Origin of the sequence: Microbacterium sp. NPDC056003 (assembly GCF_042274785.1) — a bacterium.
Classification (GTDB): Bacteria; Actinomycetota; Actinomycetes; order Actinomycetales; family Microbacteriaceae; genus Microbacterium.
Map to the genome: position 1 here is coordinate 269668 of NZ_JBHJXQ010000001.1, position 14851 is coordinate 284518.

Below are 14851 nucleotides of genomic sequence, written 5' to 3' on the forward strand. Positions count from 1 at the left end.
GGGGTGGAGGTTCAGCGGACGCCGGACAGCGAGTCGAATACCGCGCCTCGCCGAGACGAATCTTGGGCTAGCACACCGGGCACGCGTGCGTCCATGCAGTCGAACCGCGGTCGAGATACCACCCCCGAGTTTGCGATTCGACGTCGTCTGCATGCGCTAGGCCTCCGCTATCGTGTGTCGGCTCGTCCGGTTCCGAACCTACGACGAACCGCGGACATCGTGTTCTTCCGCGCACGCGTTGCTGTATTCATCGACGGGTGTTTCTGGCACGGATGTCCGGAGCACTACCAGGCCCCCGTCCGAAACGGCGGGTTCTGGCTTGAAAAGCGAGTTCGCAACCGTGCACGGGATGCGGAGACCGACGCCAAGCTCCTCGAGTCCGGGTGGACCGTGTTGCGGTTCTGGGAACACCAAGTGAACAGTGCTCCTGACGACGTTGTCACGTCGATCGTCGATACCGTGACCGCCGCGCGGGGAACGCTTGATACGCGACCTTGAACACACGCCGCACGAACGAGACCCCCAGACGGATGAAGCACACCAGCATCTTCATCAGATGCGCCCGCGGCACCCGTGTCGGTGCCGGACCGATGCCGACGGGCGTATCCCTTTCGGAGCGTGATCCCGCGAACCGGTATGCATGAACGGCAATCGGTGTAGACCGCCCGCTTGAAGGTCGGTTGTGTCGCTATACGTCGACGCGGCGACGACCCCCACGAGCGGTGCCGCGTAACACGGCATTGCAGGACGAAGCCCATTGAACTAAGTAGTCTTCATCATGGTGTCCGCAGGCGCCCGCACCCGCCCTCGTCTAGTCAGACAGACACCACCGCTGCGCGTGATCAAGTTTCCCTCATGATTCTCTAAGCTGCACGGATCGGCGACGTGGCTGACCGCCGCCGATGTCGGAGGATATTCGTAACGTCTGTCGGCTGGGCCGAGCAGTTCGGGCGCGGAGCAGTCCGCCTAGCTGACCAGGGAGAATTTGTAATGAGCTGGCCGGAGCTTTTGCGCGCTCCACGTGCGCGAACGGGGCGATCGTGAAGGTGTGGGGGCCGTCGAATCCCACACTGGCTCAAGTCGTCCGGGATCAGACTGACATCTGCCTCAAGGTGTATGCGAGAGATCCGAGCCGAGTGCTCCAGGACGCAAACAATGAGCGTCGGATTTCCGAGGGCGGTTACGCGACTCGGCAGCTTGAGGAACTCATTCAGAACGCCGTCGACGCTGCTTCCAAAGGCGGTGGACACATTGAGGTGCTACTGACACAGGAGGCACTCTACGTAGCAAACGATGGAGCAGCGTTCGACGAAGACGGTGTGCGCTCAGTCATGGCATCCGACGTGTCCACGAAGGACGACGAGCGAATCGGGAAGTTCGGAATCGGTTTCAAGTCGGTGCTCGCGATCTCACAGAACCCCAAAGTGCTGAGCAGATCCGTGTCGTTCGCGTTCGATAAGTCCTGGGCTCAAGCGACGCTCCGAGGCGAGGGATACTCTTTCGACGCCTACCCGACGATGCGACTCGCGAAGACGATTGATGCTGATACGGAGGCGGAGAAGGATCCAAACCTTCCCCCGCTCATGAGCTGGGCAAGCACCATCATCGTCGCGCCGCTCGCCACAGGCCACTCCGAGATCTCCCACAGGCTCTTCGACTTCCGCTCCGAGTTCGTTCTGTTTTCCGAGCACGTCAAGAGCGCGACTCTGAGGAACGAGACTGGAGATGGGCGTGAACCGCGGCCCGGGAAGCCTCGACTGCGCATCCGTAAAATTACGCAAAGCCTCGAGAGTGATGGTTTGGTGACCCTTCGGGTCGAAGGCCATCCGGCGACTCGTTGGGCGGTTGCGAGGAGCTCGTACAACCCGTCGCCCGATGAGATTGAGGACGGCGGATACGTCGCCGGACGTTCTCAGGTAGAGCTCCAGTACGCAACTCGGATTCCTCCTGCAAGCACAGACCGACTGGGATCATTCTGGGCTTACTTCCCGACGCGCTTCGCCACGACGTTGTCCGGCCTGATCAATGCGCCGTTCAAGCTGAGTGACGATCGGACCGGGCTTCTCGAAGGCCGCTTCAATATGGAGATGCTCAACCGCGTACCTGAGCTGGTCGGCGACGCAGTTCAGCTGTTCACGGGTAGCGAGCATGCCAAGACCGTCCTAGACCTGTATCCCGCGCGCGGAGACGAGGGCAGGAACTGGGCCGACGACTACATCAACGACCTCGTGTATGACCGCCTGCGCTCAATTCCCTCCTTGCCGAACGGGGACGATGACCTTTGTGTGCCTCGCACCCTCAACTGGGTCAACCTCAACGCCTCGAACGAGATCGAGAACAACTGGTTGGAGTCTTGGGCTGCAATGCCGGGCGCGCCGCTCGACAAGTGGGTACACCCGCATGCGTACCGAACGACGGAGCGTATTCAAAAGGTCGACCGCTTGAAGCGCACGAACTGGCAACGCACCGATAAGCCGCAGAGTGCGGTCGGAATCGATGTTTGGCTGTCCGCGCTCGTGCATGAGGGCACCGTGGAGCGGTCAGCGAATGCGATCGCACTCGCGGCGCAGATTCTCGACGACAATGACAAGACGCGGGACTTCGACCGACAAGCCGTCGTTCGCAACGGGGTCATGAAGGCTCGGTTGATCAGGTTGGAGAACGGCACTCTCGCGGCCCCTCACCGAGGACGGGTCTTTGTGCGGGTCGACGGTGACACACGCGACGGTGTGGAGTTCGTCGATGCGGAGCTCGCGGCCATGCCGGGTGTCCGCGAGAATTTGGCAAAGCTCGGTGTCGTCGTCATGGACCGGGCTGGCGAACTTCGCGCCCTGCTGGACCGCGTGAAGTCCTCGCCCTCCGCGCTGGCGTCCGCATGGGCCACCATCTGGCCCATCCTGCGGGAGCTGCCGGTCGACACCGCGCTCCGAATTCTTCGGGAGGATCTGGGCGTTCCGCTGGAGTCCACAGTTCGGGTCAGGGCTGCCTCAGGCGACTGGGTGACGATAGATCGGGCCTTCCTCGCTGGCATAATCGTCCCCGCTGAGGGCACGCGCGACCGCGCATTCCTCATCGATCCCGTCGCCCATGGCGCAGACGACGAACTGCTTCGTGAACTCGGAGCTGTCGAGGCTCCGGGCCGGCGGCACGGAGCGCCTGGCGAGCGTTGGATGGATGACTTCCGACAGATGGCCTCCGATGCGTTCATCGACAAGCAGAAGGGCAGTAAACCGGACCCGAACAAGCTGGTATTCGACGGCCCACCGCCTCCCTGGCCGATGCAGCCACTGACATCGATGTCCGAAGAGGCCCGGGCCGCGGTGACCGAGTACCTTCTCGCCAGAGGTCTCGATTCAAAGTGGACCGTGAAACACGAGACGAACCGCAGTTACGGTCAGGCCGCGGTCGTTGCGCCAGTGGTTTGGTTCTTGCGAAAGCATGGACTGCTGCGGACCGAGTTCGGTTTGATGAAGCCGAATCGAGTTCTTCGCGCCCAGGAGTCGATAGACCCTCGTGTGCTTCCGGCGATCGAGCTCTCCGAAGCAGTCGCACAGGCACTCGTCCTCAGGGAAGACCCGTCCGACTACACGGTTAACGACTGGAACATCCTCAAGTCGACCGCGGACAGGTGGACGCGATCCGATGAAGACGATGTGCGCCGCGCCGAGTTCTACTCATGGCTTCCGGGCAACATCGAGCCAGGCGAGCTCGTGGTCCGAGTCGGACGCGGACATCAGCGAGTAAAGGCACTCAACGTCGGTGTCACCGCCGACGCCTCGGTGTATGAATCGATGCTTGAGGCGCAAATTCCCGTACTCCTCGCGAACTCAAGCGAAGATGCCGACCGGTTCGTCGAGCTCTGGGGAATGCCGAAGGCGACGGATCTGCTCCAGGAAGAGATTATTGTCGAGCCGCTTGGCGAAGCGAGTTACCTCACGGACGAGTTTCCTCCTCTCAAGCTTTTTATTGACTTCACGGACGCCGACATCAAAATCCAGTCGGCGACGCGGATCGTCAAAATGGTCGCGACACCGAATGGCCAGGTACCACGCCCAATACCCGCACGTCGCGACGGTGATGTGATCTTCGTCACTGCGAGCGATGACTTCGGGCGTTTGCAGCAGGTCTCGACGGTTCTCGCGCTCGGACTCGAGACGCAGCAGATCGGCAAGATTCTCGAGGACCTGAACGCGATGGCGGTGGATCAGCACCGGGCAAGGGTCAGAGCAGCGGCGGATGACGACCACCGATTGCTCGAGGCAGTGGGTGTTGAGGCCCTCCGTCGCACGGTCCCTGCGCAAGCCTTATCCATCCTCGAGCAGCGCCCGGGCGGAATTGCGCCGACAGAGGTCGCGGCACTTGCTCGTTCCGTACACGGTGTGACGATCCTGAAGCAGCTGCGGGCCGCACTGGAGGAGCAAGGCTTGCAACCACCGAAAGAGTGGGCAGGGCGACGCGTCACGCGACAATGGGTCGACTCCCTGGGGTTCCCCCCCGAGTGGGCGGGCTTTGCAAGTAGCGCGAGGCCAGCGGTTGAGTTCATCGACGGGCCAGCTGTCCTCGGGGGCCTCCACAATTACCAGGAGTTCGTGACCGAACGGATCACGGCATTGCTCCGGAGCATCGGTTCCGATCGAGGCATGGTCTCGTTGCCGACCGGCGCTGGAAAGACTCGAGTAACCGTTCAAGCGCTCATCGACGGAATTCGCGACGGCGATATTTCTACCGATGTCCCGCTTATGTGGATTGCCCAAACAGACGAACTGTGCGAGCAAGCCGCGGAGACGTGGACCTATGTATGGCGAGCCATCGGACCTCAGCTCCCGATGCGGCTGGGCCGCCTCTGGGCCACCAACGAGGTCCCGGAGGAGCCTGGCGTCTACCAACTGGTCATCGCAACAATCCAGAAACTCGACGCGATCGTAGACCGCGGTGGCTCAGAGTATGACTGGCTCCGCGATCCGTCCGTCGTCGTGATCGATGAGGCACACGCGTCGATCACGAGCTCGTATTCGTCAGTTCTCGAGTGGCTCGGCCGGAAGACGAGGGGGCGCTCCAAGGATGAGCGACGGCCTCTCATCGGCCTCACAGCGACGCCGTTCCGTGGCGTCGATTCGGATGTCGAGACGAAGCGCTTGGTGGCCCGTTACGACTCCAATCGGCTTGACCGCGGGGCGTTTTTGCGCGAGGACCCCTACGAGGAGTTGCAAGAAATGGGGGTGCTGGCGAACGTCCGGCAGACCATCTTGGATGGTGTCGACGTGAACCTGTCCCCAGGTGACGTTGAGGAGATCGAGCGACTCGGACGAATTCCCGTCGGCATCGCCGAAAGCCTGGGCGCCAACGAGCTCCGAACGCTCCGCGTGGCAGACGCCATCGCCGAACTGCCAGGCGACTGGACGGTACTCGCCTTTGCGCCGTCCGTGGAGAACTCGCGAGTACTCGCCGCGCTACTTTCGCATCGGGGCGTCCCGGCCGTATCGATCTCCTCCGACACCGAAACCGCAGCCCGCCGCTACTACATCGACGAGTTCAAAGCCGGACGCATTCGCGTCCTGACCAATTTTGGCGTCCTCGCGCAGGGTTTCGATGCGCCGAAGGTGCAGGCGGTGGTCCTCGCACGACCGACATTCAGCCCGAACGTCTATCAGCAGATGGTTGGCCGGGGGCTGCGAGGTCCGCGTAATGGAGGATCGGAAGAGGTCCTCATCGTGAATGTCCGCGACAATTTCTCGAAGTACGGGGACCGGCTCGCGTTCAACCAGTTCGAGTATCTGTGGAACCCCCGTGAATCTCGACGATAGTCAGCGCGAGGTCGTCGAAATTAGTCCCGGCGATCGCCAGGTAGTCATCGCTGGTCCGGGTGCGGGAAAGACGGAGGTGGTTGCCGCGCTGGTCGAGCGTCTGGTGCAGGTAGAGGGGGTTGATGCCGACGATGGCGTGCTGGTGCTCAGCTTCTCCAACGCAGCTGTGTTCGCTGTCGAGAGAAGACTGCGCCAATCAGGGGCGAGCCTCGTCGCCGTTCAGACCATGGACAGCCTTGCTGGCGAAGTCCTGCACGATCTCGCCGAGTTCGAGACGAAGGGGCTGGGCTTTGACGGGCGAGTCGAGCTGGCCGCCCGACTTATCGCCAACGAAGGGTGGGATCGGCTCGAGCGAATCAAGCATCTGATCGTCGATGAAGTCCAGGATGTGGTCGGAGTCCGTGCGGACTTTCTGGGCCGCGTGATCGAAGCCTTGCCCGAGGATTCCGGGTTCACGGCACTCGGTGATCCAGCCCAAGGAATCTACGATTTCCAGATACTGCCTGACTCGAACGGGCGGCAGCCGAGGTCGGCCACGTCGTCGCAGCAACTCGTGAGGAATCTGATCGATTCTCATGGAGCCGCGGCGCGGGTATTGCGTGGCCAATACCGGGCTCGAAGCCGAGACGCGATCGCAGCGGCGCGGTTGCGCGACCAGGTGCTCTTACCCGAAGGTCCCAGCGCGATTGAGGACTTTCTCGTCCACGTAGCTCGGGCGGGACAGGTGGGAGATGTGCTCGCCGCGGCGAGGCGATGGCCGGGTCAGACCGTATTCCTGACGGAGAACAACGGTCAGGCACTGCTGGTGGCGGGTGAGATCGCCGCGACTGGCGCGTCGGTTGAGCTGCGTCGGAGTGCAGATCAACGGGTACTTGCGGGCTGGATAGCTCGACTGCTGGCCGATGCTCCGAAGAGAACTGTCGCTCGTCCAGACTTCGAAGAGATGATCAGCAGGCTTGGACCGGGCATCGATGCCCACCGCACCTGGCTCGGTCTTCGTCGTCTCATGGGCGGGAGGGGGACGGAGATCGACGTCCTCAGACTCGCTTCGAAGCTAAAATCTCAGCGCGCCGTCCCTCCCGATTTCATGGACAACCCCGGCGCGGACTTCGTGGTCTCCACGGTGCACCGAGCGAAGGGTCTAGAGTTCGAGAACGTCGTCCTTGTCGACTTTCCTTCGAAGCCATGGGTTGAGCGCGGGGAGCCCGCAGATGAGAGCAGGCGCCGGTTTGTCGCGATCACGAGGGCGAAGAACCTCATCGTGCGGTCGGACGGGCCCGACGACCGTTCTCTCAGTCTCGTCAGCTGCGGTCCAGCGTCACGATGGATCGTCAGGGGGAGGTCCTCCTGGCAGACCTTCGGGATCGAGTTGGGCGTCAATGACCTTGACTTGAGCCGGCCAGGAGGCACGGATCAAGCGGCGGTGCAAGCGCACCTTGATCGCGCGATCGGCATCGGGGATCAACTTGAGTTTCGACTTGACTCGATGCGATCGACCCTCGACATACCGTCATACAACGTTCTCCACCAAGATTTGGTCATCGCGCGGACGTCTGTCGAGTTTGGGGAGTCCCTGGCTCGACGAGTGCGCACAAGACACAAGTCGCGTTCGCCTTGGCCGGCGTTGGCGGGAGCGCGGGTTGAGAGCGTCGGCACAGTCGCGGGCGCTCCACAGTCGGGAACAGTCGGTCGTCACGGTCTATGGCTGGCGCCCTTCGCCGTAGGAATGCTGAAGGTGAGTTGGAAAGGTACAGACGATGTCAAAGCTTGACCCCTGGTACGAGGCACGCGACCTCATCGTCGAAGCGGTCATCTCGGACCTATACGGCAGCTCAGCCGACAACGAGCTCACGGAACCGCCGCTCGATCGATTCGTCGTGGGCATCCTGCACCCTACGGTCGAAGGAGGTCTCGAGCCGGCCGAGCTTGCCAACGAGCAACCGGATGATGAGGCGGGCACAGCTCCCGACGCTGACTTCGACCCGGGCGTGTCCTTGACCCATATGCGGTATCCCTCCACGATCGGCATGACGTTCGGACTGGCGGCCGCGACCCAGCGCCTGGTGATCGAGGTTGAGGCAGACCGGTATGAACTGGTCGAAAGCGCATCTGAAGACAGAGCGGAGGAGAGCGTGACGCGGAGCGCCCGCGCGCCGAAGGGCACGTGGCGGCGAGTACCCACGCAACATGCGCCGACCGAGGTCGACGTGATAGACGACGGTCGGTTGGCCCATCTCAAGGTCACGGATGGGCTCGCACTGCGCGTCTTGCTTCGGCCCACTAAGGACGGTGTCATCAGCTGCACAGTGGTGCTCCAGAACACCTTCCCGCGCCCTGAGAAGGGAGGCACGGACGCCTTGTGCTGGTTCCGTCCCGTCCTTCGCGTGCGAGCGTTCGACGGCGAGTTTGTTGACCGTCGACGGACCGACTACTTCATGCATCTCGACGCAGACGAGAGAAGCGGTGATCTCTTGTACCGGGAGCAGCGGCATCTGGCGATCGGTCATGGAGTGGCCGTGGACTGGACTGAGGGTGACGTCGTCACAGAGGTGACAACGACCTTCTTTCCGCAGCACGATTTGAAGCTGGCGAAGGCGGAGCGAGCGGACGTGCCAGCGCTCGGAATGGCGGACCTCTCCGTTTCGGGAAAGTTCGCACCTCTTCACGCGATGGTCGATTCGTACGAGTCGTGGATAGCGCTGAAGGGTCACGAGGCCGCGGATCTTGAGCCGGAGTTCGTTGCGACCGCGGCGTCAAACCTCCGCGACGCCCAGGCCGCTGCAGACCGCATGCGTCGCGGCATCGCATTGCTGGAGTCCGACCCTCAGGCGGAACGCGCCTTCCGTGTTATGAACTCGGTCATGCGGCAGCAGCGGCTTCGGCAGGAGATGATCCGCCGACACTTGGACGCGCCGCCCGGGGACATCACGCCCGAATGGCGGCCGTTCCAGCTCGCGTTCGTGCTGATCAATCTCGAAGGCCTCGTGGATCCGTCGAGTTCCGAGCGCGATCTTGCTGACCTGCTCTGGTTCCCTACCGGCGGCGGTAAGACCGAGGCCTATCTGGGTCTCATCGCGTTCACCCTCGTGCTTCGCCGACTCCGCGAAGAACGCGGAGTCGAAAGCGGATCCGGCGTCGGCGTCATCATGCGATACACCCTCCGCCTGCTCACCTTGCAGCAGTTCGAGCGCGCGGCTGGCTTGATCTGCGCGCTCGAGGACTACCGCGCCAGCCCAGACGGAAAAGACCTCGCTTCGAGAGCGCCGTTCTCGATCGGTCTCTGGGTTGGGCAAGGTGCGACGCCGAACGACTTGGCCAAGGCTGCAGCTGCACTGCGGAAGCGCCGGGCCGGCGAGGATGCCGGTGAAAACGGCGATCCGGTGCAGCTGCTGAGGTGTCCGTGGTGTGGCGCCGAACTGACCCCCGATGACTATCACATCGACAGACAGCAAGATCGGATGCTGGTCAAATGCCCGAGCAGCGACTGTCGCTTCCGAAGCGGCCTCCCCGTGAATCTCATCGACTCCGACGTCTATGCAGTCCGACCGTCTTTGGTCATCGGCACGGTCGACAAGTTCGCGATGCTGGCATGGAACGAACGCAGCGGACGTCTCTTCGGGTCCGCGGGCGATGACGTGCCGGATCTCATCATCCAGGACGAACTTCATCTGATCAGCGGGCCGCTCGGCACGCTGGTCGGATTGTACGAGACCGCAATTGATCGGCTGTCGACCGACGACGAGACCGGCGCGAGACCCAAGCTGGTGGCGTCGACGGCAACTATCCGCCGAGCAACTGGTCAGGTCAAGGCGGTGTTCGCGCGTGAGTCAAGGCAGTTCCCCCCGCCGGGCCTTGACGCGACGGACTCGTTTTTCGCCGTGGATGCGTCTGCTGACGAGAAGGGAACTCGGCGCTACGTCGGATTGTTGGCCCCGACGACGAGCCACGCGACGCTGCTGGTCCGGACCTATGCGGCGCTACTGCAGGCCGCGAGCGACCTCGACGCTCCCGACGATGTGAGGGACGCGTACTGGACGCTTCTCGGCTACTTCAACAGTCTTCGGGTCCTCGGCGCCGCCTACATCCAGTCGATCGACGACGTGCGTGACCGCATCAAGGTGGTCGCGAAGCGCAGCGGTCGCCCGATGCGCCAGACGCGCGATCCTGGAGAGCTCACATCTCGAATCAAATCGAGCGATATTCCACGGGAACTGGGCATTCTCCAGAAGTCAATCCCTGACCCTGACAGTCCGGACATCGTGCTCGCAACGAACATGATTTCCGTCGGCGTCGACGTCGATCGCCTCGGACTCATGGCGGTGATGGGCCAGCCACAGACAACAGCCGAGTACATCCAATCGACGAGTCGAGTCGGCCGCCGCCACCCGGGACTCGTATTCACTCTTTTCAACGCGCAGCGCTCCCGAGATCTCTCGCATTACGAGGGCTTCACCACCTACCACCGGGCGCTCTACAAGCAAGTGGAAGCAACCGGTGCAACTCCCTTCGCCGAGCGAGCACTGGACCGAGGCCTGCACGGGGTGCTCATCATCTTGGCTCGACACCTGACCGGCGGAGCCGCAGGTGACAAGTCAGTCGCGATCCCCGTCCAGGCGGATTTCCTGCGGCAGGTCGTCGAGATCATCTCCGCCCGGGCGGCGGACGTCAGCCCGGAAGCTGTCGAGCAAGTGCAAGAGGCGCTGGAAGAACTCGTGCTCACTTGGAGTCGCGCAGTCGATAACAACGACGTTGTGGTGTACGCGAATTGGAAGGGCCTTTCCAACGTCAGATCGCTGATGGTGCCCGCTGGCATCCTTTCGGCGAGCAGCGGTGGCGACGGTGGTCTCGCCGCGGAGTTCCCGCCGACCGAGGTGGCCTGGGCCACGCTCACAAGCCTCAGAAATGTGGACCAGGAAAGTACCTTGAAGATCATCAGCCCTACGAGGAAAGCAGCGACGCAGCATGGCGACGAATGAGCGGCCCAGAGCTCGGCAGAGCCAACTGGTAAGCACCTACGGGATCGGATCACTGTTTCCAGCCGGAGATCAGAGCTTCATGATCTGCGGACTTGACGACTGGTACACAAGCGACAGCCTGCGGGTCGAGGAGCCACGACTCGCGCGGTCGCTGAGAGTCAACGGCTTCTATGCACCCTCCGCGGGACGGAAGACCGGTGACATCCCCGCCGTCCGCTTTCCGGCTTACCACTATTGCCCGCAGTGTCGGAAACTTGCTCCGTTCTGGAAGTTCGACTCGAAGCGCATGGTTTGTGCCGACTGCGAGCGAGACATCACACCCTCGCGCTTCGTCGCATGCTGCGAGGACGGGCACATCGAGGATTTTCCCTTCTTCCAGTGGGTGCACCGTGGGGAGAACCTTTCGGGTGGAACGCACACGTTGTCGCTAAAGTCGCTCGGCGCCTCGTCCTCACTCTCCGACATCGTTATCGCCTGTTCATGCGGAGCGAAGCCCCATTCCCTCGAAGGCTCCTTCGGGCGGAACGCGCTTCGGACCATCAAATCGTGCGGCGGCAAGCGTCCATGGCTGCCCGACTCACCGGATGAGGCGTGCGAGAAGCCGCTACGGGCTCTCCAACGCGGCTCGTCGAATGTGTGGTTCGCCGAGGTGAGGTCGACGATCTCAATCCCGCCCTGGTCGAGCCCGAACTCGCAGTTTGTGACAGAGAACTGGACTGTTCTGCAGCACTTTCCCGAAGACGGCCTGGAACGAGCGCTCCCTGCGATGATCGCGGGTAGGCCCGGGCTGGACGTCACGGGCATCCTCGACACGGTGCGCCGGCGCAAGGGGCTGCAATCTAATTCCGAACCGACCGAAGCTGAGCTGCGCGCGGAAGAGTACTTTGCCCTGATCGGAGGCAACGACGGTGGGCGCCTTGACACATTCCGCTGCGTGGAAGTCGATGTCGACGACAGGCTTCATCGTGTGATCAAACAGGTGTCGAAGGTTTCGCGCCTCCGGGAGGTCCGAGCTCTGTTTGGATTCACCCGTGTGACATCGAGCCCGACGGCGTCGGTCTCACCGCGCACCGCCAAGCTCAGCGAGCAGACCCCGTCTTGGCTGCCCGCCACCGAAGTCCTCGGCGAGGGTATTTTCATCCGACTCGAGGAGGACTTCGTCGCACGGTGGGAGGCAACGGAGCTCGCTAGGGCACGGATTGCAAAGCTGGTGGAATCACAACGCTTGCGGGCTAGAGAGTCCGATCTCCCCCAACCAGAAGCGCCAACAGCGCGATTCGTGGCCATTCACTCTTTTGCACACGCCCTACTTCAGGAACTGAGCCTTGATGCAGGGTACCCGGTCGGGTCCCTTCGTGAGCGTGTGTTCGCAGCTTCTGGTCACGCCGGAGTGCTCATCTACACCGCGTCATCGGACGCCGCAGGCAGTCTCGGTGGCTTGGCGGCGCTATCGAGATCTGATGTGCTGGCGGACGCAATCATCCGGTCGTTGTCGCGTGCGAGCTGGTGCTCGAACGACCCAGTATGTGGCGAGTCTGGCCCCTCCGGTAGCGACGGGCTAAATCTCGCCGCTTGCCACGCGTGCCTCCTACTTCCCGAGACCAGTTGCGAACACCGCAATCAGTTCCTCGACAGGGTCACGATCATCGGCTCATGGGGTGACCCGGAATCCGGGCTACTGACTGAGCTTCTCGACTCGGTTGAGATCTAGGCAGGCGCACCCAGCCAGCAGCGCTCTAGCCCATTTCCTTCGGACGCTCGCCTGGCGGTGGCGCTCCACTCCATTGAGTTCAATGGCGACCGCGCCATCCATTGAACTGAGGTAGCCGATGCCGAACGTCTTGTGGGCTGATGTCAAGGGATTGAAGCCGCCGAAACTCGACAAGATGGTCGAGATGCGCGAGGCAGCATTCATCAAGAAGCTTCGCGTAGACGACACATCCGACGGGTTGCGGATCAAGCCGCTGCACGGTGCGGCCGATTCGCGCGCGCGCACGGGTCGGGTAACCGAGGGGTGGCGGGCAGTGCTCTTCCGTCTGGACGGCAGCGACGGTGTACGGACCTACGTTTACGCGGGCACCTGGCCACACGACGAGGGCATCCGTATTGCGAAGTCACGTTTGCTCCAGGGGAACCCGATCAACGGGATCGGTGAGTTCGTCGACACCTCGGTTGCGAAATCCACCTCGGCGCCCGGATATGCGGCGGGCACGAACCCTGCGACGATGTCGTTCTTGACTACGAGCTTCAACTACAGCAGGTCCGACCTCATCGAAGTGATTGGGTTCGATGCATCCGCAGCGGACGCGCTGCTGGGCGCGATGGACGAGGATGAGCTCCTAGCTATCGCTGCCGCGTTCCCGAACGCATGGCAACAACATGCCGCGCTATCCCTCGGCGTGGGCCAGGAACTCGGCAAGATTCAACTCGAACTCGGATTCGCCGCTGCTCCCGAACCTGACCAAAGCGCGACTGAAGACGACCGGATCCTCCGGGCACTAGGTCATCCCGCGGCAAAGATGCAGTTCGCTTACGTCGAGAGTGACGAAGCGCTGGAGCGCATCATCGAAGGCGGTGACTTCGGAGCCTGGCGAGTCTTCTTGCACCCGGAACAGCAGCGCTACGCCACGCGGGACTTTGCAGGACCATTCCGTCTCACGGGCGGCGCCGGCACTGGAAAGACGGTCGTTCTTCTGCACCGTGCCCGGATGCTCGCGTCGAGGGATGGCGAGGCATCCATCGTTCTCACCACCTACACCCGGGCGCTGGCCGAGAACCTAGATCGCGATCTCGAACGTCTCGATCCCACGATCCGAAAGTCGCCCGAGATCGGCGCTCCAGGAGTTTACGTCCGCGGCATCGACCAAATCGCTAACGCGGTCCGGGTGAAGGCGGGCGCGGCCTCGTTCGGGCAGGCGGCGGCAACCGTGCTCGGTTCAGCGTTAGGGCGCGTTTCCAACTTGGTTGGCAACCATGAAGGATGGCGACAGGCGATCGATGAAGTCTCGCCTGATCTCCCCGAGGACCTCTTGCTTGAATCCTTCTTTGTGGGTGAGTACCTGCAGATCGTACTTCCAATGCGCGTTGCCAGCGTGGCGCAGTATTCCGCGATCCGTCGTGCCGGACGAGGCATAGCGCTCGATCGAAAGAAGCGCGCGGAAGTCTGGAAGGTCATCGAGAAGTATCGGGCCAATGCGCGGGCCGCCGAACGCATCTCGTTCGCGGAAGTCGCCGCGATCGCAGCTGCCTGGCTCGAGCAACACGGTGCCGAGTCGCGTCTCGTCGCCGATCATGTGCTTGTCGATGAAGGTCAAGACCTCACGCCGTCGCACTGGCAGCTCCTGCGCGCCCTCGCGAGGTCTGGCGAGAACGATTTGTTCATCGCGGAAGACACCCATCAGCGCATCTACGGTCAACATGTCGTGCTCCGGAACTATGGCATCAGGATCATCGGTCGTTCGCGCAGGCTCACGCTCAACTACCGCACCACTGAGGAGACATTGCGGTACTCGATGGCGCTGTTGTCGGGTGGTGAGTTCTTGGATTCTGAGGAGCAAACGGAGGGCGTTTCGGGATATCGGAGCATTCGGCGCGGCCCGCAGCCAATCTCTATCGCCGGGAAAGACCAGGCGGATCAGATCGACCGAGTGTCAGCGCTAGTCTCTGGCTGGCTCGACGACGGGGTTGATGCCTCGAGCATCGCCTTGCTCGCGCGAACCAACCAGCGCGCACGCTCACTCCGCGACGGGCTCCACGCGCGTGGGCTTTCCAGCGACTACATCACGGCTGCGAAGGTCGAAGGAAATCGACCCGTGGTTATGACCATGCACACGGCCAAGGGGATGGAGTTCCTCCGCGTTGTCCTGTTCGACATTTCGGACGGCGTCATGCCCCAGGCAAACCTGTTGACGAACGTGTCCGTCGAGGAGCAAGCCGACATCCTGCTGCGCGAGCGCTCATTGCTCTACGTCGCAGCTAGCAGGGCTCGTGACGTGCTCGCGGTCACTTGGGCAGGGACGCCTTCGCCCCTACTTGGATGATCCCTCTTACTGGACAGCAACGCCGGCGAGC

The 14851-nt window shown here is 62.4% G+C and carries 6 protein-coding genes; all 6 read left to right on the top strand.

The window, feature by feature from the left end:
- The first annotated feature begins 93 nt into the window (after nt 1–93).
- Nucleotides 94–498: a very short patch repair endonuclease gene (locus tag ACFC1W_RS01250; RefSeq protein WP_375987692.1), complete on the top strand. Its 405-nt coding sequence runs from the start codon at nt 94–96 to the stop codon at nt 496–498.
- Nucleotides 499–1040: 542 nt separating this feature from the next.
- The gene (locus ACFC1W_RS01255; protein ID WP_375987694.1) at nt 1041–5804 is read left to right on the top strand and encodes a sacsin N-terminal ATP-binding-like domain-containing protein; all 4764 of its coding nucleotides are present in this window, start codon (nt 1041–1043) and stop codon (nt 5802–5804) included.
- Nucleotides 5788–7575, top strand: coding sequence for a UvrD-helicase domain-containing protein (locus ACFC1W_RS01260; RefSeq protein WP_375987696.1), 1788 nt, complete (start codon nt 5788–5790; stop codon nt 7573–7575). Before ACFC1W_RS01255 ends, ACFC1W_RS01260 begins: the two co-directional genes overlap by 17 nt.
- Nucleotides 7562–10780 (top strand): helicase, encoded by a 3219-nt coding sequence (locus ACFC1W_RS01265; RefSeq protein ID WP_375987698.1) that lies wholly within the window; start codon nt 7562–7564, stop codon nt 10778–10780. The genes ACFC1W_RS01260 and ACFC1W_RS01265 overlap by 14 nt, the downstream gene beginning before the upstream one ends.
- A complete protein-coding gene (gene drmB, locus ACFC1W_RS01270; protein WP_375987700.1) occupies nt 10767–12491 on the top strand; it encodes a DrmB family protein in 1725 nt (574 codons plus the stop codon). The genes ACFC1W_RS01265 and drmB overlap by 14 nt, the downstream gene beginning before the upstream one ends.
- Nucleotides 12492–12609: 118 nt before the next feature.
- Nucleotides 12610–14820 (top strand): UvrD-helicase domain-containing protein, encoded by a 2211-nt coding sequence (locus ACFC1W_RS01275; RefSeq protein ID WP_375987702.1) that lies wholly within the window; start codon nt 12610–12612, stop codon nt 14818–14820.
- The last annotated feature ends 31 nt before the right edge of the window (nt 14821–14851 follow it).

Excerpts from the sequence above, each read along its gene's own strand:
- ACFC1W_RS01250 (WP_375987692.1), top strand. The coding sequence starts at position 94 with ATGCAGTCGAACCGCGGTCGAGATACCACCCCCGAGTTTGCGATTCGA.
- ACFC1W_RS01265 (WP_375987698.1), top strand. The coding sequence starts at position 7,562 with ATGTCAAAGCTTGACCCCTGGTACGAGGCACGCGACCTCATCGTCGAA.
- drmB (WP_375987700.1), top strand. The coding sequence starts at position 10,767 with ATGGCGACGAATGAGCGGCCCAGAGCTCGGCAGAGCCAACTGGTAAGC.
- ACFC1W_RS01275 (WP_375987702.1), top strand. The coding sequence starts at position 12,610 with ATGCCGAACGTCTTGTGGGCTGATGTCAAGGGATTGAAGCCGCCGAAA.